This is a genomic window from Rhodanobacter lindaniclasticus (assembly GCF_004799035.1).
Classification (GTDB): Bacteria; Pseudomonadota; Gammaproteobacteria; order Xanthomonadales; family Rhodanobacteraceae; genus Rhodanobacter; species Rhodanobacter lindaniclasticus.
Map to the genome: position 1 here is coordinate 12,586 of NZ_MWIO01000078.1, position 19,416 is coordinate 32,001.

Sequence of the window (19,416 nt, forward strand, 5' to 3'; positions counted from 1 at the left end):
GCGCGGCCCCGACGCATGGCGCCCACCGCGCTGCCGAACCGGCACGTTGAACCACCGCGACTGGTCCGTCCGGGCGGCTGATTGCCGTCGTCCTTTCAGGCCCCATCCCTGCAGCCACGGCACCGACCCGTGACCCGGCAGCCGCTAGCGCGTCCGCGGCTTCTTGGCTGCAGTCGCGGTCTTTTCAGCAAGGTTGTATTCGCTTTGCCAGGAGTGCCCGGACTTCTGCTCGATATAGTCCCGGATCAGCTGGCGCACCACTTGCGACGGCGTGGTGTCGTCTGCCGCACACAAGCGCTCGAACACCGCCTTCTTGCGCGGATCGATCAGGACAGTCAGGCGGGCCGTACGGATTTCGGTTGGCATGCGAGTATCATCGGCTGTACACTAGATCATCATCTTATGATAATAAAATTATCATGACAAACGTCCAGGCGGCACCGCTCAACAGCCGCTCAAGCAGCGACCTGCTCGAGTCCACCGTATGCATGGGGTGAGTGCACTGACGACAACCACGGCACTGACCGCGGTGCTGGTTCTGGTTGCTTCGTGGTTGCTGATTGGCGCACTCGGCCTGGTCCAGTCCAACCGCATCGGTTGGGTCGCGCGCACACTGTTCCCGTTGGGCGCGCTGATCGCGCTGGGCGTGGCCGGCTTGGGCGTCGTGTCCCTGACCACGGGCTTTGCCGCGCAGACCGGCGTGCTTGCCTTCGGGCTTCCGGACATGCCGTTTCACGTGCGTCTGGATGCGCTGTCAGGCTTCTTCCTGCTGCTGCTTGGAAGCGCGGGGGCGGGCATCTCGATCTTCGCCGCCGGTTACTTCCGGGAGGGCGAAGGCACGGCGCCGGGGCTGCTCTGCCTGCAGTACCACGTCTTTCTGGCCAGCATGGCGCTGGTCGTGCTGGCCGATGACGCCTACCTGTTCATGGTGGCGTGGGAAACCATGGCGCTCAGTTCGTACTTCCTGGTGACCACCCAGCACCGTATCCCGGAGATCCAGCGCGCCGGCTTCCTGTACCTGCTGATGGCGCACGTGGGAGCACTGGCACTGCTGCTTTGCTTCGGTGTGCTGCACGGCGGCAGCTGGCTGATGACGTTCGACTCGATGCGTGCGGCCACCCTGTCGCCGGCCTGGGCCGCGGCGGCCTTCCTGCTGGCCCTGTTCGGTTTCGGCGCCAAGGCGGGCCTGGTGCCCCTGCATGTGTGGCTGCCGGAAGCCCATCCGGCCGCACCCTCGCCGGTGTCCGCGATGATGAGCGGCCTGATGCTCAAGGTGGCGGTCTACGGCATGCTGCGGATCAGTTTCGATCTGCTCCATGCCGGCCCGTGGTGGTGGGGCATGCTGACGCTGGCCGTGGGACTGGGCACGGCGCTGTTCGGCGCGGTGTTCGCTGCCGTGCAGACCGACATGAAGCGGTTGCTGGCCTATTCCTCCATCGAGAACATCGGCCTGATCTTCGCCGCGCTTGGCCTGGCGCTGCTGTGCTACGCGTTCGACATGCGCCTGCTGGCGGCGTTGGCACTCGCCGCGGCGTTGCTGCATGCACTCAATCACGCACTGTTCAAGAGCCTGCTGTTTCTCGCCACCGGCTCGGTTCTGCACGCCACCCACGAGCGCAGCCTGGGCAAACTCGGCGGGCTGATCCGGCGCATGCCGTGGGTCGCCACGCTGGCCCTGGTCGGCACCCTGTCCCTCGCCGGGTTGCCACCGCTCAACGGTTTCGTTTCCGAATGGCTGCTGCTGCAGGCATTCCTGTCCACGCCGTCCATCCCCCATGCGTTCACCAACATGATCGTGCCGCTGGGTGCGGCCGTGGTGGCACTCACCGCCGCGCTGGCCGGCTACGTGATGGTCAAGTTCTACGGCGTCATATTCCTCGGCCAGCCACGCGAACCTTCACTGATGCAGGCCCACGATGCGGGTTGGCTGGAACGGGTGGGGTTGGCCTGGCTGGCGTTGGGCTGCATCCTCATTGGCGTGTTTCCGCAAGCCGCGCTGGATGCCATCGCCGGCGTGACCCAGACCCTGCTCGGCACCACGATCCAGCGCGGCCCGACGCCATGGTGGATCGCTCCGGTGGCGCAGGCGCAGGCTTCCTACAATGGCCTGTGGCTGCTGTTGGGCATGGCCGGCGTGATCGCGATGATGTTCGTGCTGGTACGGCGGATGTACCACGGTCGTGTGCGCCGGGTGCCACCGTGGAACTGCGGTTATCCCGAGCTGACCCCGCGCATGCAGGACACCGCCGAAGGATTCGGTCAGCCGATCCGGCACATGTTCGGGCCGTTTTTCCGCATCGAGCGCGAAGTGCCTTCGCCGGATGACCAGGCCCCGCGTTACCGCATCCAGATCGATGACCGCTTCTGGCATGGGCTGTATCTTCCGCTGGCCCGCATCGTCGGCTGGCTGGCCGATGCGCTGTCCATGCTGCAGCGTGGCCGTCTGGCCATCTATCTGCTGTACAGCTTCCTGACCCTGATCGTCTTGCTGGTGTTCGTCCTGTGAACGCGCTCGCACTCGTCAGCCAGCTCGGCGGCGTGGTACTGGCCGTGGCACTGGCACCGCTGCTGGCCGGCTGGGTCGCCCAATGCCGGGCCTGGCTGCAGAGTCGGTCGGCCCCTTCCCTGCTGCTGCCCTACCGCACCTTGCGCAAGCTGTTCCGCAAGGACGCGGCGCTGGCCACGCAGGCCTCACCCTTGTTCCGCGCCGCGCCCTACGCCGTGTTCGGCGCCATGGCCACGGCGGCGGCGATCATTCCCTCGGTAACCACCGACCTGCCCCTCGCAAGGGTGGCCGACGCCATCGCACTGGTCGGCCTGTTCGCGACGGCGCGCATGTTCATCGCCCTGGCGGCGATGGACATCGGCGCGGTGTTCGGCAGCATGGGCGCGCGACGCGAAATGCTGATCGGATTTCTCGCCGAGCCGGCGCTGCTGATGGTGCTGTTCAACGCGTTTCTGATGTTCGGCAGCACGGCGTTGCCAACCATCGTGAAAGGCACGCTGGACGCCGACGGGCTGACCTTGCATCCGAGTCTGGCCTTCGCCGGCGTCGCTTTCGTGATGGTGCTGCTGGCCGAGAACGCCCGTATCCCGATCGACAACCCCGGCACGCACCTTGAAGTGACCATGATCCATGAGTCCATGGTGCTGGAATATTCCGCGCGCCATCTGGCCCTCATCGAGTGGGCGTCCTGGTTGAAGCTGTTCAACTATGCGTGCATCGGTTTCACGCTGTTCGTGCCCTGGGGCATCGCGCCGCACACGGCCGGCCCATTGGGTTTGTTGCTTGCCATCGTGTGGTTGCTGGCCAAGCTGGCCGTCGCCGGCGCGGTGCTGGCGGTGATTGAAACGGTCTCGGCCAAGCTGCGCATCTTCCGGGCGCCGGAGTTCCTGAGCATGGCGTTCCTGCTCGCCGTGCTGGGCCTGCTCGTTCACCTTCTGCTGCAATCCTGAATGATGCCTCCACTCAACCTCGTCACCCAGCTGCTGCACGTGCTCGCCGCCGGCCTGCTGATGATCTCGTTCTCCATGCTCGCGCAGCGGCGGACACGGCGGCTGATCGTGCTGCTGGCCTGGCAGGGTGTGGTGCTGACCGCCTCCACGCTGCTGGTCGCCGTCACGGCGCACCTGCAGCATCTGTACTACTCCGCCGCGCTGACCCTGATCGAGAAGGTCTGGCTGATGCCGTGGATCCTGCTGCGGCTGATGCGTCGCCTGGGCATCGAGAGCGACAGCGATCCGCTGGTGAACATTCCCACCCTGATGCTGGTCGGGCTGGGTCTGGTGATCTTCGCGTTCGGACTGGCCCAGCCGATCAGTTCGCTGGCCACCACGGTCACCCGACAGACGCTGGGCATTGCGATGGCGGTGATCCTGCTGGCCTTCCTGATGATGATTGCCCGGCACAAGGCGGTGACCCAGGTGATCGGTTTCCTGGCGATGGAGAACGGCCTGTTCTTCGCCGCCACCAGCACGACCTACGGCATGCCGATGGTGGTCGAGCTTGGCATTGCGCTCGATCTGCTGGTCGGCGTGTTCATCTTCGGCATCTTCTTCTTCCAGATCCGCGAGCAGTTCGACAGCCTCGACCTGCATCAGCTCGAAGCACTCAAGGAGGACTGACGTGGAGCTTGCGTGGGTACTGGGTACTCCCTTGTTCGGCGCGCTCGTGCTGGCCGTGCTCGGTGCGCGGCGCTCCGCCGCCGAACTCAACGTCGTGATCAGCCTGGCGACGTTGATTGCCGCCGCGGCGCTGGTACTCAGGATCATCGGCCAGGGCTCGATGACCGTGGCCCACGAACAGTTCTTCGTCGATCCGTTCAACGTGTTCCTGATCGCGCTGACTGCGCTGATCGGCTTCACCACGGCCGTGTTTTCTCGCCCCTACATGCGCATCGAACAGGATCACGGCCGGGTCAACGCGCACCGCCTGCGGCTCTATCACAGCATGTACCAGCTGTTCATGGCCGCCATGCTGGTGGCACTGTCGACCAACAACATGGGGCTGCTGTGGGTCGCGATGGAGGCGGCGACGCTGTCCACCGTGCTGCTGGTGTCGTTGTACCGCACCCGCGCCAGCATTGAGGCGGCCTGGAAATATTTCATCCTGTGCGGCGTCGGCATCGCGCTGGCGTTGTTCGGCACGATCCTGTTGTACTTCGCGGCGGAGCGGCTGCTCGGTGGCGAGGGCATGCGAGCGCTGTTGTGGACCCACCTCAACGCGGTGAAGGGGCAGCTCGACCCGACGGTGATCGGGCTCGCGTTCGTCTTTCTGCTGGTCGGCTACGGTACCAAGGTCGGTCTCGCCCCCCTGCACAACTGGCTGCCCGATGCCCACGCGGAGGGCCCCACTCCGGTCTCGGCGGTGTTGTCGGGGCTGCTGCTCAACGTGGCGATGTACGCCGTGGTCCGTTGCAAGATCCTTGCGGTCGGCGCGATGCACTCGGCGCTGCCCGGGCGCATGCTGATGGCGTTCGGTTTGTTCTCGACCGGGCTGGCGGCGTTCCTGCTGTGGCGTCAGCGCGACATCAAGCGCCTGTTCGGCTACTCCTCGATCGAGCACATGGGCATCATCACCTTTGCGTTCGGCATGGGCGGGCCGCTGGCAAACTTCGCCGCGCTGCTGCACATGACGGTGCACTCGTTGACCAAGTCGGCGATCTTCTTCGCCGCCGGCCATGCCTCGCAGATCGCGGGCACCCAGCGCATCGATGGCATCCGCGGCCTGCTGGCGGTGAACCCCACCGTCGGCTGGGGACTCATGCTGGGCTCGCTGGCGATCCTGGGCACGCCGCCGTTCGGCGTATTCACCAGTGAATACATGGTGCTGATCACGGCCATGCGCGACCACCCGTGGGCGACACCGTTCCTGCTCGTCGCCCTGGCCGTGGCCTTCGCCGCGATCTTCCTCAAGGTGCAGCCGATGGTGTTCGGCGAAACGGATGCACGGCGCCTGCCGCACCCGCCGGCGCTGGTGCCCGTGTTCGTGCACCTGTTGATCGTGCTGATGCTCGGCCTGTACATACCACCCGCCCTGGCCCAGTGGTATCGACTCGCTGCGAGCCTGATCGGATGAATCCCATGTGGCCTGACTTTCTCGACACCGAATGCGTGGCCGTGCCCTCCAACGTGGCGGCCTGCCGCGTACAGGTCGATGCTGCTCGCTGGTGCGAGGCCGCGGAGGCGATGCGCGAGGCAGGCGCGGACCTGCTGTCGTTGTGGGGCAGCGACGATAGCGATCGCGACCAGTGCCTGCGCGTGCACGCGGCCTACCTGCTGCGCGACCGGCTGGTCGTGGTGGAGCACGCGATGCCCGCCGACCAGCCCATCTACCCCTCGCTGGCCACGCGCTTCCCGGCGGCCGGACGGCTGCAGCGCGCGACCTACGATCTGCTCGGCATCCGCGCCGACGCCGGCGATACGCGGCCGTGGTTGCGCCACGGCGGCTGGCCGGAAGGCGTGTTCCCGCTGCGCCGCGACGTCGCGGCGACGCAGACCTGGCCGGTGACCAGCTCGCCGTATCCATTCGTCCCGGTCAGCGGTGACGGCGTGCACGAGATGACCGCCGGTCCGGTGCATGCCGGCACCATCGAGCCGGGGCGTTTCCAGTTGGCCGTGGTAGGCGAAAAGGTGCTGCGCCTGGAGGTTCGCCTCGGTTACACGCACAAGGGCATCGCCAAGCGCTTCGAGGCACTGGCCCAGCGCGACGCCCACCGCCTGGCCGCCCATATCTGCGGCGATTCGACGGTGGCTTTCAGCTGGGCGTATTGCGCCGCGCTGGAATCGATCACGGCCACCACACCCTCGCCGCGCGCCTGCGTCCTGCGCGCGCTGGCGCTAGAACGCGAACGCATCGCCAATCATCTGGGCGATCTTGGCGGACTGGCCAACGATGCCGGCTTTGCCTTCGGCCAGACCCAGTTTTCCAGCCTGAAAGAGCAGCTTTTGCGGCACAACGCGGAGCTGTTTGGCCAGCGCTACCTGTTTGATTATGTGGTGCCCGGCGGCGTCGCCCGCGATCTGTCGGCACGCGTGCTGCCGGGCATGCTCGAGGAGATCGCGGCAGTGGAACGCGCGGTAGGCGACCTGCGTAGAATCTACGCCCGACACGAAGGCCTGCAGGATCGTTTCCTCGGTGCCGGCCGCTTGACCCCGGCCCAGGCTGCCGCCCTGGGTGCGATAGGCCTGGCCGGGCGTGCTTCCGGCGTCGCCCGCGACCTGCGCGTGGACCAGCCATGGTCGCCGTACGATCAGTCGACCCCGGCATTGGCCACGAGCACCGAAGGCGATGTGGCGGCGCGCGTGCAGGTACGCTTCGAGGAGACGCTGGAATCACTGCGGCTGTGCCGGCAATGGCTGCAGGCGCTGCCAGCTGGTGAGCGGGTCTGCGACGTGCCGGTGGCGCCCGCCGGCCAGCTCGGCATCGGCCTGATCGAAGGCTGGCGCGGTCCGGTCATGCTGGCGCTGGAAACCGGCCCCGCCGGTGGCATCCGGCGCTGCCGCGCGCATGATCCCTCGTGGCAGAACTGGCCGCTGCTCGAAGTCGCCATTCTGGGCAACATCGTGGCGGACTTCCCGCTGATCAACAAATCCTTCAACCTTTCCTACAGCGGACACGACGGGTAAGCGCGCATGTTCGATATCCTGTCACGCATTCGTCGAACCGGCCGCCTGAGCGAACCGTCTCCGGTGCCGGATACCGACGAGACGGCGTCCACCACGATCCAGCGTGAGCTGCACGCCGTGTTCGGGCGCGCCCTGTGCATTCGCCATGTCGACGCCGGCTCCTGCAATGGTTGCGAGCTCGAAATCCACGCGCTGAGCAATGCGTACTACAACCTGCAAGGCGCCGGTATCCGGTTTGTGGCCAGCCCGCGCCATGCCGACGTGCTGCTGGTCACCGGACCGGTCTCGGTCAACATGGAAGACGCACTCAGGCAAACCTATGAAGCGATGCCCGATCCCAAGTGGGTGCTCGCCGTGGGGGACTGCGCGGCCTGCGGCGGCCTGTTCGGCGCCAACTATGCGACCCGCGGGCCGATCAGTGCCATCGTCCCGGTGGATGCCGTGGTCGCCGGCTGCCCGCCCACGCCACTGGCGATCATGCGGGGCCTGCTGCAGATAACCAGCAAGCGGCCGGCATGACTTCTCCACGTTGCCCGGGCAGCGGCCTCACCCGTGACTGGTGAGCGCGAAGATGCCCTGCCCGTGCGCCGGAAACAGCCAGCCGGCTCCGCTCGTCCGCAGATCATCCGGCTGGCGCATCAGTCCTTCAGCGGCTGGATGCTGATTTGCGGCACGTCGCCGATCACGTCGGCGCCCTGCGGCGGCACGAAGTCGAACGTGCCCAGCGGCAGCGCCGGGTTGCGCTGCCACTGCGAGAAGCGGATATCGGTGGTCGCGCCCAGCTGGTCGCGGAACGTCATCCTGGCCAGGCCGTTCGCGTCGAAGCCGAGATCGACCCAGGCGAACTGCGCGTCCTTGCTGGTGGAGGTCAGCCGCAACCAGGCGAGCCCGTCCTTCTCGCCGCGTTCGCTGGCCTTGAACTCCTTGTCCAGTTGCTTGAGGTCCGTCAGCACGGTCAGCGGGCTGTGCGCCTCCTCGGTGCTCTGCTTGCGCACGGTGACCTGTTCCAGCTCCGGATCGTACATCCACACCCGGCCGCCGTCGGCGACGATGGTCTGCTTGTACGGCGCGGTGGTGTCCCAGCGAAATTCCCGCGGTGCTTCCAGCGCCAGCGTGCCGGTGCTGGTCCTGCTGTCCTGGCCGTTGACGTTGGTCAGGGTCTGGCTGAAATGCCCGGTCAGCGAATGCAGGCCGGTGGCGAACGCATCCAGCCGCGCGCGCGCCGGACCGGTCGCCGCCTGCGCCACGGCACTCAGCGACAACATCAGCACGACGGAGGACAGGACAGACATGAGGCGTTTCATCGGATTCCCCGAAACGTAATGTGGGTGCAATTGTGGACAGTCATGGCTTAACCGGACTGTAGGGCGGGCACGGCCCGCCGCCTTCGCTTCAAATGACATCGAGGCACGAGCCGGCGGGCAATGCCCGCCCTGCGGTTCAATCCTTCGGTGGCGGCGGCGCCAGCACTTCACGGTTGCCGTTGTGCTGGGGCGCGCTGACCACGCCGTCGGCTTCCATCTGTTCCACCAGCCGTGCGGCGCGGTTGTAGCCGATGCGCAGATGCCGCTGCACGCCTGAGATCGAGGCGCGGCGGGTCTGCGTGACCACCGCCACGGCCTTGTCGTAGAGCTGGGTGTCGGCGTCGCCGCCTTCCTCGCCGTCCTGCGGCAGGCCGGAGTCGTTGATGAACTTGCCGTCGCTGGTGGCCTGCACTTCCTCCAGCACGCCTTCGATGTAGTCGGGCCCGCCCTGCGACTTCAGCCAGGCGACCACGCCGTGCACCTCGTGGTCGTCGACGAAGGCGCCGTGCACGCGCTCGGGCGTGGCGGTGCCTGGCGGCAGGTAGAGCATGTCGCCGTGGCCCAGCAGCGCTTCGGCGCCGGACTGGTCGAGAATCGTGCGCGAGTCGATCTTGCTCGATACCTGGAACGCGATACGGGTGGGGATGTTGGCCTTGATCAGGCCGGTGATCACGTCCACCGACGGGCGCTGGGTGGCCAGGATCAAGTGCACGCCGGCAGCGCGCGCCTTCTGCGCCAGGCGGGCGATCAGCTCCTCCACCTTCTTGCCGACGATCATCATCATGTCGGCGAATTCGTCGATGAACACCACGATGTTCGGCAGCGGCTCCAGCGGATCGGCGGCCAGGTTCGGCATCTCGGGGTTGGGCCGGAACAGCGGATCAAGCAGCGGCTGGCCGGCGTTCTCGGCGTCCTTCACCTTCTTGTTGAAACCGGACAGGTTGCGCACGCCCACGGCGGCCATCAGCTTGTAGCGGCGCTCCATCTCGGCCACGCACCAGCGCAGCGCGTTGGCCGCCTCCTTCATGTCGGTGACCACCGGCGCCAGCAGGTGCGGGATGCCCTCGTACACCGAGAGCTCCAGCATCTTGGGGTCGATCATGATCATGCGCACGTCTTTGGGGCTGGCCTTGTACAGCAGGCTCAGCACCATCGCGTTGACCGCCACCGACTTGCCCGAACCGGTGGTGCCGGCCACCAGCAGGTGCGGCATCTTGGCCAGGTCCACCACGACGGGTTTCCCGCCGATGTCCTTGCCCAGCGCCAGCGACAGCGGCGACTTCATCTGGTCGTACTTGTCCGAGCGCAGGATCTCGGACAGGTAGACGATCTGCTTGCGCGTGTTGGGAATCTCCAGCCCGATCACGTTCTTGCCCGGGATCACGTCGACCACGCGCACGCTCACCACCGACAGGCCGCGCGCGATGTCCTTGTCCAGGCTCGATACCTGCGAGCCGCGGATGCCGGGTGCCGGCTCCATCTCGAAACGGGTGATCACCGGCCCGGGATAGGCGCCGACCACCTTCACGTCGATCTTGAAATCCTTCAGCTTGAATTCGACCTGGCGCGAGAGGACCTCCAGGGTTTCCTCGGTATAGCCCGGCCCCTGCTCCGGCGCTTCGTCCAGCAGCGACAGCGGCGGCAGTTCGCCCGGCGCGGCGGCGCCGGCAAACAGCGGGATCTGCGTCTCCAGCCGCGCGCGCTCGCTCTTGGTCACCGGCGCGGGCGCCGCCTCGATGCGCACCGGCTCGCGCCGGGCCTGCTTCACCGCGTCGGCCTTCTTGATCACCTCGCGCTCGCTGCGCGCCTGGCGTGCGGCCAGCAGTTGCGGTGCCTCGCGCAGCTTGCCGCGCAGCCAGCCGGCCAGGCGCAGCACGGCCTGGCCGGTCCAGTCCATCAGGCCGAACCAGGACAGCCCGGTGGCCAGCGTCACCGCAATCAGGAACAGCGCCAGCAGCAGCAGCGGCGCACCGGTGGAACCGAATGCCGACAGCACCGCATGGCCCACCCACACGCCGATGATGCCGCCCACGCCCTGCGGCTGCACCGGCTCCTGCGCGAAGTTGAGATACAGCAGCGCCGGCCCGGTGATGAAGAAGAACACGAAGCCGACCAGCCGCAGCGCCGGTTCCCACGGATGCTGCGGTTGCTGTCCACGCTGGCGCAACACCTGCACGCCGAGCAGCAACAGCAGCAACGGGAAGCAGTACGCCACCAGGCCGAAGATCCAGCGCAGCAGATCGGCCACATAGGCACCCACGGTGCCGCCGAAGTTGCGCGCATGCTCCAGCTGGCCGGCATTGGTCCAGCTGGGGTCATGCGGGTTGTAGCTGAACAGGCACACCAGCAGGTACACCGCCAGCGGCAACAGCAACAGGGCGCCGGCTTCGCGCAGCCGGCGTTTCAACTCATCGCTGAGGCCTGCCTTGGGTTGTTGTCTTGCGTTCGCGCCGCGCGCCACCCGGGGTGCCCCTTTCTTCGTGACCAGGGTCAGAGCATACCTTGCAGCGCCGGATGTACCAGCTTGCCGCCGTCGATGTTGATGCCGACCTTGAGCGGCTCGAACTCGCGCCACGCGTTGCCGCCGGCCAGGCGCTGCACGTACGGCAGGATCGCCGCGGAGATCGCCACCGACGAGGTCTGCGGCACCGCGCCGGGCATGTTGGTGACGCAGAAGTGGGTGACGCCGTGCACGTCGTAGGTGGGGTGCTCCCAGGTGGTCGGCCTGGAGGTCTCGAAGCAGCCGCCCTGGTCGATCGCGATGTCCACCAGCACGCTGCCCGGCTCCATCGACTCGACCATCGCCTCGGTGATCACGTGCGGCGCCTTGGCGCTGGGGATCAGCACGGCGCCGACGACCAGGTCGGCATCGCGCACTTCCTCGGCCACCGACGATTCATAGGCGTACAGCGCGGTGACGTTGGGACCCAGCGCCATCATCTCGGCCAGGCGATCCTGGCGCTTGTCGAACACCACCACGTTGGCGCCGGCCTGCGCCGCCAGCGCCGCGGCGTTGCCGCCGGCCGCGCCGGCACCGAGCACCACCACCTTGCCGCGCGGAGTCGAGGCCATGCCGCCGAGCAGCTTGCCCTTGCCGCCCTGCGGACGATGCAGCAGCGTGGTGCCGCACTGGGTGGCGATGCGCCCGGCGATCACCGACATCGGGTGCAGCAGCGGCAGGCCGCCGTGATCTTCCACCGACTCGAACGCCACGCCGGTCAGGCCGATGTCGAGCAGGCTGCGGGTCAGCGCCGGCTCGGCTGCCAGGTGCAGATAGCAGAACAGCAGGTGGTGCTTCTTCAGCAGGGCCAGGTCGCCGGCGATCGGCTCCTTCACCTTGACGATCAGCTCGCCCGCCTCGTACAGCGCGGCGGCGTCGGCCACGACCTTGATGCCGGCGTTGACGTACGCCTCGTCCGAAAACCCGCTCTTCAGGCCGGCACCGGCCTGGATGAACACCTCATGGCCGCGACGCACCAGGTCGGCAGCGGCGGCGGGAACAAGGGCGACACGACCTTCGAGGGTCTTGGTTTCGGAGGGGATACCGATACGCATGGCAAAAGAATCCTGTGGGAACACGTGGTAAGTCCATCGCGCAACCGCCGCGGTGGCGTCGTTGGTTGCCGGCGACTTGAATCAGCCGTGCGGATTCCCCATCCTGCGGGAGTCGCGTGCGTTGTCGACACCTGCGGGCAAGGTTCCAGTGAAACCCTGGCTGCAGGTGGAGCGAATAGCCATTCAAGCCAACAGCAAACCCAAGGATTATACCTGCCATGCCCACCCCCAAGCACAGCCGCCTGCTGATCCTCGGCTCCGGTCCGGCCGGCTACACCGCCGCGGTATACGCCGCCCGCGCCAACCTCAAGCCGACCATGATCACCGGCCTGCAGCAGGGCGGTCAGCTGATGACCACCACCGACGTGGACAACTGGCCGGGCGACGTCGAGGGCCTGCAGGGCCCGGCGCTGATGCAACGCATGGCCGAGCACGCCGAGCGCTTCCATACCGAGATGGTCTTCGACCACATCCACACCGCCGACCTCAGGCAGCGCCCGTTCCGGCTGGTCGGCGACTCCGGCGAATACACCGCCGATGCGCTGATCATCAGCACCGGCGCCACCGCCAAGTATCTCGGCATCGCCAGCGAGGAGAAGTTCAAGGGCAAGGGCGTGTCGGCCTGCGCGACCTGCGACGGCTTCTTCTTCCGCGACCAGGACGTGGTGGTGATCGGCGGCGGCAACACCGCGGTGGAAGAAGCGCTGTACCTGGCCAACATCGGCCGCAAGGTCTACCTGGTGCATCGCCGCGACAAGCTGCGCGCGGAGAAGATCATGCAGGACAAGCTGTTCGAGAAGGAGGCCGCCGGCAAGATCGAGCTGGTGTGGAACCACACCATCGACGAAGTACTCGGCGACGACACCGGCGTCACCGGCGTGCGCGTGAAGGACGTCAACTCCGGCGCCACCCGCGACATCGCCGCCACCGGCTTCTTCGTGGCGATCGGCCACACGCCGAACACCGGCATCTTCGCCGGCCAGCTGGACATGCATGACGGTTACATCAAGATCCACAGCGGCCAATCCGGCATGGCCACGATGACCTCGGTGCCCGGCGTGTTCGCCGCCGGCGACGTCGCCGACCACGTGTACCGCCAGGCGATCACCTCGGCCGGCTTCGGCTGCATGGCCGCGCTGGATGCCGAGCGCTGGCTCGACCAGCAAACGCCGGCGGGCTGACCTGCCCGCAGGAGCCCGCTCGCGGGCGATGCTTCTGCTTTTTTTGCGAATCCCGACCAGAAGCACCGCCCGCGAGCGGGCTCCTACGGCAAGTGCCAAGTCATGCACATCCGCTTCCACGACGCGATCGCCGAGCTGCCTGCCGCGGCGTGGGACGCGTTGCGCGGGGAGGCCAACCCGTTCGTGTCGCATGCGTTCCTGCGCGCGCTGGAAGACACCGGCTGCATCCGGCCCGACTGGGGCTGGCAGGCACATCACCTGGGCCTGTACGACGACGATCGCCTGGTGGCCGCCGCGCCGCTGTACCTGAAGGGCAACTCGCACGGCGAGTTCGTGTTCGACTGGAGCTGGGCCAGCGCGTGGGAACGCGCCGGCGGCGAGTACTACCCGAAGCTGCTCTGCGGCGTGCCCTACTCGCCGGTGCCCGGCCCACGTCTGCTGGCCGACACGCCCGCACGACAACGCGCGCTGGTCGAGGCGATGCGCGGCGAGGCGACGCGGCTGGGGCTGTCCTCGGTGCATGCGAACTTCCTGCAGCCGGCCGAACTGGCCGCGTTCGACGACAGCTGGCTGGTGCGTTCGGACGTGCAATTCCACTGGCACAACCGCGACTACCGTCACTTCCCCGCCTTTCTCACTGCACTCAACCACAAGAAGCGCAAGAACATCCTGCACGAACGCGCCCAGGTCGCGGCCAGCGGGCTGGCCATCGAATGGCGCAGCGGCGACACCCTCGATGAGCACGAGTGGGACTGCGTGCATGCGCTGTATGAAGCCACCTTCGACGACAAGGGCAACCACGCGGTCCTGACCGCCGCGTTCTTCCGCCGGCTCGGCGAACTCGGCCCGCTGGCGCAGCTCGCACTGGCCCGCGCGGGCGACGAGATCGTGGCGATGGCGCTGTTCGTGCAGGGCGGCGGCGTGCTCTACGGTCGCTACTGGGGAACGCTGGTCGACGTGCCCGGGCTGCATTTCGAGCTGTGCTACTACCGCGGCATCGAGTACGCGATTGCGCAGGGGTTGCAGCGCTTCGAACCCGGTGCGCAGGGTGAGCACAAGCTGGCACGCGGCTTCCTGCCCGCGCGCACGCATTCGCGCCACTGGCTGGCCCATCCCGGCTTCCGCGCGGTGGTGGCCAGCGCGCTGGCGCGCGAGGCGCCGGCGATGGACGCCTACGCCGAGGAGTTGCGGCAACACAGTCCGTATGCACGGCACGGCGAGGCCGCGCCATGATCCGCCTGCCCCTGCTCGATCCTGTCACGCCGGAACGCTTCCCGGATCCGCGCAGCGCGCTGCACGAGCCGAATGGCCTGCTCGCGTTCGGCGGCGACCTCTCGCCCGCACGCCTGCTCGCCGCCTACGCCCACGGCATCTTTCCGTGGTACAGCGAGGGCGAACCCATCCTGTGGTGGTCGCCCGACCCGCGCTGCGTGTTCCGTACCGAGGTACTGCGCGTCAACCGCAGCCTGCGCCGGCAACTGCGCGGCAAGCCGTGGCGAGTCAGCGTGGATCGCGACTTCGAGGCGGTGATCCGCGCCTGCGCCGCACCGCGCGACGGCCAGGCCGGCACCTGGATCCTGCCGGCGATGATCGAGGCCTACGTCGTGCTGCACCGGCTCGGCCACGCGCACAGCGTCGAGGTGTGGGACGGCGCGCGGCTGGTCGGCGGCGTCTACGGCCTTGCCGTCGGCCAGCTGTTCTGCGGTGAATCGATGTTCAGCGCCGAGAGCGGCGGCTCCAGGCTGGCCCTGGTGGCGCTGGCCGACCTGCTGCGGCAATGGGGCTGGCCGCTGATCGACGCGCAGGTGGCGAATGCGCACACCCTGGGCCTGGGTGCGCAGGAGATCCCGCGCGAACGCTACCTGCACGAAGCGGCGCGGCTCGCCGCCCTGCCCGGCCGCGTGGGCAGCTGGGCCGACGCCGCGACGCTGCTGCTCCAGCCCGGGGCGACTCAGGCAACCGACTGAAGCGGTGCCAGCTCCGGCGGCACCGCAGCCTGCTTCAGCGTCGCGTAATGGGCGAGGAACAATTCGACCAGCCGCGGGTCGAGCTGGCTGCCCGCGACCTCGCGCAGGTAGGCCAGCACGCGATCCTCCGGCCACGCCGATTTGTAGACGCGCTCGGTGATCAGCGCGTCCCACACGTCGATCACGCTGAAGATGCGCGCGGCCAGTGGAATCTCCTCGCCACGCAGCCCCTGCGGATAACCGCTGCCGTCCCAACGCTCGTGATGGCCATACGGCACCTCGCTGGAGCCACGCAGAAAGTCCACCTGCTGCAGCAACTCGTGGCCGATCCGCGGGTGCTCGCGCATCAGCGCCCATTCCGCCTCGCCCAGCGGACCCGGCTTGGTGAGGATGGTGTCGGGCAGCGCCAGCTTGCCGATGTCGTGCAGCAGCGCGCCCAGCCGCAACTCGTCCAGCGCATGGCCGTGCACCCCGTCCAGCCGCGCCAGTTCGGTGGCCATGCGCGCCACCCGCTCGGAGTGCTGGCCGGTTTCCTGGTGGCGCACGTCCATCGCCGACACCAGCACGCGCAGGGCCTGCTCGCGCCCCACGCGCAGACGGTGGTTGCCCTGCTGCAGGCGCCGCACATCGCGCCGGATCAACCAGTAAAGCAACACGCCGGTGGCCAGCACGAAGACCCAGCCCTTGAACGTCTGCACCTCCGCGCGCAGGCTCGCGTCGGATACCCATGCATTCACGGCGCGATCGGAGCACCAGATCCAGATCGCGGCAACGAGCATGTACACGCCGGCAATGCGCAGTGGCGGATTCAACCGCATGGTTCTGATTCCCCCTTCAGGAGTACGTATTCGGCCATGCCGCGGCGCGACCGTCGAGACGCGACCGGCGATCCTGCGACCGATGTCTCAATTGCCACCCACGGCCGGACTGCCGAACGCGCCGACCGCATGCACGGGTGCGGGTGCGCCGGTTCAGGCCTTGCGCACGAACTCCGACTTCAGCTTCATCGGGCCGATGCCGTCGATCTTGCAGTCGATGTCGTGGTCGCCTTCGACCAGCCGGATGTTCTTGACCTTGGTGCCGACCTTGACCACGAGGGACGAGCCCTTGACCTTGAGGTCCTTGATCACCGTGACGCTGTCGCCGTCGGCCAGCCGATTGCCGTTGGCATCCTTCACCACCAGCTCGTCGCTCTCGGCGGCGGCCGCCGCCTCCTTCGACCACTCGTGCGCGCACTCGGGACAGACCAGCAGGCCGCCGTCCTCGTAGGTGTAGGCGGAATGGCACATCGGGCAGTGGGGCAGATCGCTCATGCTCGGTTCCAGCGTGTCGTTTTCGGAATATCGAAGTGAGGCGCCGCGCTCAGCCGGCGCGGTTGGCGTACTTGCGCGCCACGTAATCGTCGAGGATGTCGACGAACTCGCTGGCGATGTTGTCGCCGCGCAGGGTCATCGCCTTCTCGCCGTCGATGAACACCGGCGCGGCCGGCGCCTCGCCGTTGCCCGGCAGCGAGATGCCGATGTTGGCGTGCTTGGACTCGCCCGGGCCGTTGACGATGCAGCCCATCACCGCCAGGGTGAGGTTCTCCACGCCGTCGTATTTCAGCCGCCACAGCGGCATCTGCTCGCGCACGTGTTCCTGCACGGTCTTGGCCAGTTCCTGGAAGAACTCGCTGGTGGTGCGGCCGCAACCCGGGCAGGCGGTGACCAGCGGCGTGAACGAACGCAGGCCCATGGTCTGCAGCAGTTCCTGCGCCACGATCACCTCGCCGGTGCGCGAAGCACCGGGCTCGGGCGTGAGCGAGATGCGGATGGTGTCGCCGATGCCTTCCTGCAGCAGCACCGCCAGCGCGGCGGCCGAGGCGGTGATGCCCTTGGAACCCATGCCGGCCTCGGTCAGGCCCAGGTGCAGCGCGTAGTCGCAGCGCGCGGCGATGTCGCGGTACACGGCGATCAGCTCCTGCACGCCGGAAACCTTGCACGACAGGATGATGCGGTCGCGCGACAGGCCGAGCTCCTCGGCGCGCGCGGCCGAATCCAGCGCCGAGCGCAGCAGCGCCTCGCGCGCCACGTGCGCGGCATCCCACGGCTCGGCGCGCTTCGCGTTCTCGTCCATCAGCGCGGCCACCATGGCCTGGTCCAGCGACCCCCAGTTGGCGCCGATGCGCACCGGCTTTTCGTAGCGCAGCGCCTTCTCGATGATCGAGGCAAACTGGCTCTCGTGCTTCTTGCCGAAGCCCACGTTGCCCGGGTTGATGCGGTACTTGGCCAGCACCTCGGCGCAGGCCGGTTCGCGTTCCAGCAGCTGGTGACCGTTGTAGTGGAAGTCGCCGATGATCGGCACGTCCACGCCCATCATCGCCAACCGCTCGGCGATGCGCGGCACCGCGGCAGCCGCAGCCGGCGTGTTCACCGTGATGCGCACCAGTTCGGAGCCGGCGCGGGCCAGCTCGGCGATTTGCCTGGCGGTGCTGGCCGGGTCCTCGGTGTCGGTGTTGGTCATCGACTGCACCACGATCGGTGCGCCGCCGCCCACTTTCACCTTGCCGACCTGCACGGCCACGCTGGCCCGGCGCGCTGCCGGTGCCGCCGGGCGGGGTTGTTGCGAGACGATCTCACTCATGGATTCAACCGGAATGTCTGGTCGCGAAGGGCCGCGACAAAGAACGCCAAGGATACTCGCTCGGCCGCCACCATCGACGCCCGCGACAATGCAACGGGCGGATTGCCGCAGTCGCTTGATTGAAGTCAACACTTCGCCGCATGCTTGCCGCCAAAATACTCCGCTGTCCAGCCGGGAATGCCGATGCCGAACACCGAATATTACAACGACAAGGTCGTGCGCCAGTTCCTGCTCGCGGCCGCCGTCTGGGGCATCATCGGCATGTCCGTCGGCGTCTACGCCGCTGCCGAACTGATGTGGCCTGCGCTCAATTTCGAGATTCCGTGGCTGACCTTCAGCCGCATCCGTCCCGACCATACCTTCGGCGTGATCTTCGCCTTCGGCGGCTCGGCGCTGATGGGCACCTGCTATTACGTGGTGCAGCGCACCGGCCATGCCCGCCTGGCCTTCACCAGACTGGCCGGGTTCACCTTCTGGGGCTGGCAACTGGTCTGCGTGCTGGCGATGACCACGATGCCGCTGGGGCTCACCCAGAGCAAGGAATACGCCGAGCCGGAGTGGTTCATCGACATCCTGATCGCGGTGGTATGGGTGAGCTTCGGCGTGGTGTTCTTCGGCTCGCTGGCGCGCCGGCGCATCAAGCACATCTACGTGGCCAACTGGTACTACGGCGCCTTCATCATCGCGGTAGGCCTGCTGCACATCATCAACAACCTGGCCATCCCGGTCTCGCTGACCAAGTCGTACTCGATCTATTCCGGCGTGGTCGACGCGATGGTGCAGTGGTGGTACGGCCACAATGCGGTGGCGTTTTTCCTTACCGCCGGCTTCCTCGGCATGATGTATTACTTCGTGCCGCGGCAGGCCAAGCAGCCGCTGTGGAGCTATCGCTTCTCGATCGTCAATTTCTGGGCGCTGATCTCGGTCTACATGTGGGCCGGCGCGCACCACCTGATGTACACCGCCCTGCCCGACTGGGTGCAGTCGGTCGGCATGGCGTTCTCGCTGGTGCTGCTGATGCCGAGCCTGGGTTCGGCGGCGAACGGCCTGCTCACCTTCAACGGTGTCTGGCACCGACTGCGCACCGATCCGGCGGCCAAGTTCATGGTGCTGTCGCTGGTGTTCTACGGCGCCTCGACCTTCGAAGGCTCGATGATGGCGATCAAGACGGTGAACTCGCTGTCGCACTACACCGACTGGACCATCGCCCACGTGCATTCCGGCTCGCTGGGCTGGGTGGCGATGATCACCATCGGCTCGCTCTACGCGATGGCGCCGCGTGCGCTGGGCCGGCCGGAAATGCACTCGCGCAACGGCATGGAGTTGCACTTCTGGCTGCACATCATCGGCACCCTGCTTTACGTGGGCTCGATGTGGACCGCCGGCGTCACCGAGGGCCTGATGTGGCGCGCCACCAACCCCGACGGCGCGCTGACCTACGGCTTCCTCGACAGCCTGCTCGCGATCAAGCCGATGTACCTGATCCGCTGGGCCGGCGGCGTGTTCATCCTGTCCGGCATGTGGGTGATGGCGTGGAACCTGTGGCACACCGCCGCCGATGCCCGCGCGCGCCTGATCAAGCCGATCCCGGTGCCGATTCCCGAGCCGGCGCCACACCAGGTACCCGCTCCCCTGCCCGCAAGTGCCGGCTGAGGAAGA

Annotated in this window: 17 protein-coding genes; 10 read left to right on the forward strand and 7 right to left on the reverse strand. The window is 67.2% G+C overall.

The genetic code is table 11. The annotated features are described in order from the left end of the window. Positions 1–144 precede the first annotated feature (144 nt). Positions 145–366, reverse strand: coding sequence for a CopG family transcriptional regulator (locus tag B1991_RS17575; RefSeq protein WP_136259976.1), 222 nt, complete (start codon positions 364–366; stop codon positions 145–147). A gap of 118 nt (positions 367–484) precedes the next feature. Between B1991_RS17575 and hyfB the strand changes: the two genes are divergently transcribed. The 6 genes from hyfB to B1991_RS17605 are packed head-to-tail and all read left to right on the forward strand — an operon-like array spanning position 485 to position 7,647. Continuing rightward, positions 485–2,506, forward strand: coding sequence for a hydrogenase 4 subunit B (gene hyfB / locus B1991_RS17580; protein ID WP_136259977.1), 2,022 nt, complete (start codon positions 485–487; stop codon positions 2,504–2,506). Then, a complete protein-coding gene (locus tag B1991_RS17585) occupies positions 2,503–3,456 on the forward strand; it encodes a respiratory chain complex I subunit 1 family protein (RefSeq protein ID WP_136259978.1) in 954 nt (317 codons plus the stop codon). Before hyfB ends, B1991_RS17585 begins: the two co-directional genes overlap by 4 nt. Then, complete coding sequence (locus B1991_RS17590) at positions 3,457–4,125, forward strand: formate hydrogenlyase (protein ID WP_136259979.1); 669 nt, start codon at positions 3,457–3,459, stop codon at positions 4,123–4,125. It begins immediately after the preceding gene. A gap of 1 nt (position 4,126) precedes the next feature. Further along, the gene (locus B1991_RS17595) at positions 4,127–5,578 is read left to right on the forward strand and encodes a hydrogenase 4 subunit F (RefSeq protein ID WP_136259980.1); all 1,452 of its coding nucleotides are present in this window, start codon (positions 4,127–4,129) and stop codon (positions 5,576–5,578) included. Positions 5,579–5,583: 5 nt separating this feature from the next. Next, the gene (locus B1991_RS17600) at positions 5,584–7,128 is read left to right on the forward strand and encodes a hydrogenase large subunit (protein ID WP_246031230.1); all 1,545 of its coding nucleotides are present in this window, start codon (positions 5,584–5,586) and stop codon (positions 7,126–7,128) included. Positions 7,129–7,134: 6 nt separating this feature from the next. Next, positions 7,135–7,647, forward strand: a complete 513-nt coding sequence (locus B1991_RS17605; protein WP_136259982.1) for an NADH-quinone oxidoreductase subunit B family protein — start codon at positions 7,135–7,137, stop codon at positions 7,645–7,647. A 119-nt stretch (positions 7,648–7,766) separates the two neighbouring features. Here the strand turns inward: B1991_RS17605 and lolA are convergent, their stop codons facing one another. From lolA to ald, 3 genes are all read right to left on the reverse strand, one after another. Beyond that, complete coding sequence (lolA, locus tag B1991_RS17610) at positions 7,767–8,432, reverse strand: outer membrane lipoprotein periplasmic chaperone LolA (RefSeq protein ID WP_136259983.1); 666 nt, start codon at positions 8,430–8,432, stop codon at positions 7,767–7,769. 136 nt (positions 8,433–8,568) lie between these two features. Beyond that, a complete protein-coding gene (locus tag B1991_RS17615) occupies positions 8,569–10,893 on the reverse strand; it encodes a DNA translocase FtsK (RefSeq protein ID WP_136259984.1) in 2,325 nt (774 codons plus the stop codon). Positions 10,894–10,922: 29 nt separating this feature from the next. Beyond that, entirely contained in the window at positions 10,923–11,987 is a 1,065-nt protein-coding gene (gene ald / locus B1991_RS17620) for an alanine dehydrogenase (RefSeq protein WP_136259985.1), read from the reverse strand. A 218-nt stretch (positions 11,988–12,205) separates the two neighbouring features. Here ald and trxB point away from each other — a divergent pair, with 218 nt between their 5' ends. The 3 genes from trxB to aat all read left to right on the forward strand — a co-directional run bounded on the left by trxB (position 12,206) and on the right by aat (position 15,135). Further along, positions 12,206–13,168: a thioredoxin-disulfide reductase gene (gene trxB, locus B1991_RS17625; RefSeq protein ID WP_136259986.1), complete on the forward strand. Its 963-nt coding sequence runs from the start codon at positions 12,206–12,208 to the stop codon at positions 13,166–13,168. 102 nt (positions 13,169–13,270) lie between these two features. After that, the gene (locus B1991_RS17630; protein WP_136259987.1) at positions 13,271–14,401 is read left to right on the forward strand and encodes a GNAT family N-acetyltransferase; all 1,131 of its coding nucleotides are present in this window, start codon (positions 13,271–13,273) and stop codon (positions 14,399–14,401) included. Next, a complete protein-coding gene (gene aat, locus B1991_RS17635) occupies positions 14,398–15,135 on the forward strand; it encodes a leucyl/phenylalanyl-tRNA--protein transferase (RefSeq protein ID WP_136259988.1) in 738 nt (245 codons plus the stop codon). The genes B1991_RS17630 and aat overlap by 4 nt, the downstream gene beginning before the upstream one ends. Here the strand turns inward: aat and B1991_RS17640 are convergent. From B1991_RS17640 to ispG, 3 genes are all read right to left on the reverse strand, one after another. After that, on the reverse strand, positions 15,120–15,953 hold the full coding sequence (locus tag B1991_RS17640; RefSeq protein WP_136259989.1) for an HD-GYP domain-containing protein: 834 nt from the start codon (positions 15,951–15,953) through the stop codon (positions 15,120–15,122). The two genes, aat and B1991_RS17640, sit on opposite strands and share 16 nt — an antisense overlap. A 153-nt stretch (positions 15,954–16,106) precedes the next feature. Next, positions 16,107–16,448, reverse strand: coding sequence for a zinc ribbon domain-containing protein YjdM (locus tag B1991_RS17645; RefSeq protein ID WP_136259990.1), 342 nt, complete (start codon positions 16,446–16,448; stop codon positions 16,107–16,109). A gap of 49 nt (positions 16,449–16,497) precedes the next feature. Next, complete coding sequence (ispG, locus tag B1991_RS17650) at positions 16,498–17,757, reverse strand: flavodoxin-dependent (E)-4-hydroxy-3-methylbut-2-enyl-diphosphate synthase (RefSeq protein WP_136259991.1); 1,260 nt, start codon at positions 17,755–17,757, stop codon at positions 16,498–16,500. Positions 17,758–17,940: 183 nt separating this feature from the next. On the opposite strand from ispG, the gene ccoN reads away from it, so the two are divergent. Beyond that, positions 17,941–19,410: a cytochrome-c oxidase, cbb3-type subunit I gene (gene ccoN, locus B1991_RS17655; protein ID WP_136259992.1), complete on the forward strand. Its 1,470-nt coding sequence runs from the start codon at positions 17,941–17,943 to the stop codon at positions 19,408–19,410. The last annotated feature ends 6 nt before the right edge of the window (positions 19,411–19,416 follow it).

Bases quoted from the DNA above. Each gene is read 5' to 3' on its own strand.
- B1991_RS17645 (WP_136259990.1), bottom strand. From the start codon at position 16,448: ATGAGCGATCTGCCCCACTGCCCGATGTGCCATTCCGCCTACACCTAC.
- hyfB (WP_136259977.1), top strand. From the start codon at position 485: ATGCATGGGGTGAGTGCACTGACGACAACCACGGCACTGACCGCGGTG.
- ispG (WP_136259991.1), bottom strand. From the start codon at position 17,757: ATGAGTGAGATCGTCTCGCAACAACCCCGCCCGGCGGCACCGGCAGCG.
- trxB (WP_136259986.1), top strand. From the start codon at position 12,206: ATGCCCACCCCCAAGCACAGCCGCCTGCTGATCCTCGGCTCCGGTCCG.
- B1991_RS17575 (WP_136259976.1), bottom strand. From the start codon at position 366: ATGCCAACCGAAATCCGTACGGCCCGCCTGACTGTCCTGATCGATCCG.
- B1991_RS17630 (WP_136259987.1), top strand. From the start codon at position 13,271: ATGCACATCCGCTTCCACGACGCGATCGCCGAGCTGCCTGCCGCGGCG.
- lolA (WP_136259983.1), bottom strand. From the start codon at position 8,432: ATGAAACGCCTCATGTCTGTCCTGTCCTCCGTCGTGCTGATGTTGTCG.
- B1991_RS17640 (WP_136259989.1), bottom strand. From the start codon at position 15,953: ATGCGGTTGAATCCGCCACTGCGCATTGCCGGCGTGTACATGCTCGTT.
- aat (WP_136259988.1), top strand. From the start codon at position 14,398: ATGATCCGCCTGCCCCTGCTCGATCCTGTCACGCCGGAACGCTTCCCG.
- B1991_RS17605 (WP_136259982.1), top strand. From the start codon at position 7,135: ATGTTCGATATCCTGTCACGCATTCGTCGAACCGGCCGCCTGAGCGAA.
- ald (WP_136259985.1), bottom strand. From the start codon at position 11,987: ATGCGTATCGGTATCCCCTCCGAAACCAAGACCCTCGAAGGTCGTGTC.
- ccoN (WP_136259992.1), top strand. From the start codon at position 17,941: ATGCCGAACACCGAATATTACAACGACAAGGTCGTGCGCCAGTTCCTG.
- B1991_RS17590 (WP_136259979.1), top strand. From the start codon at position 3,457: ATGATGCCTCCACTCAACCTCGTCACCCAGCTGCTGCACGTGCTCGCC.
- B1991_RS17600 (WP_246031230.1), top strand. From the start codon at position 5,584: ATGTGGCCTGACTTTCTCGACACCGAATGCGTGGCCGTGCCCTCCAAC.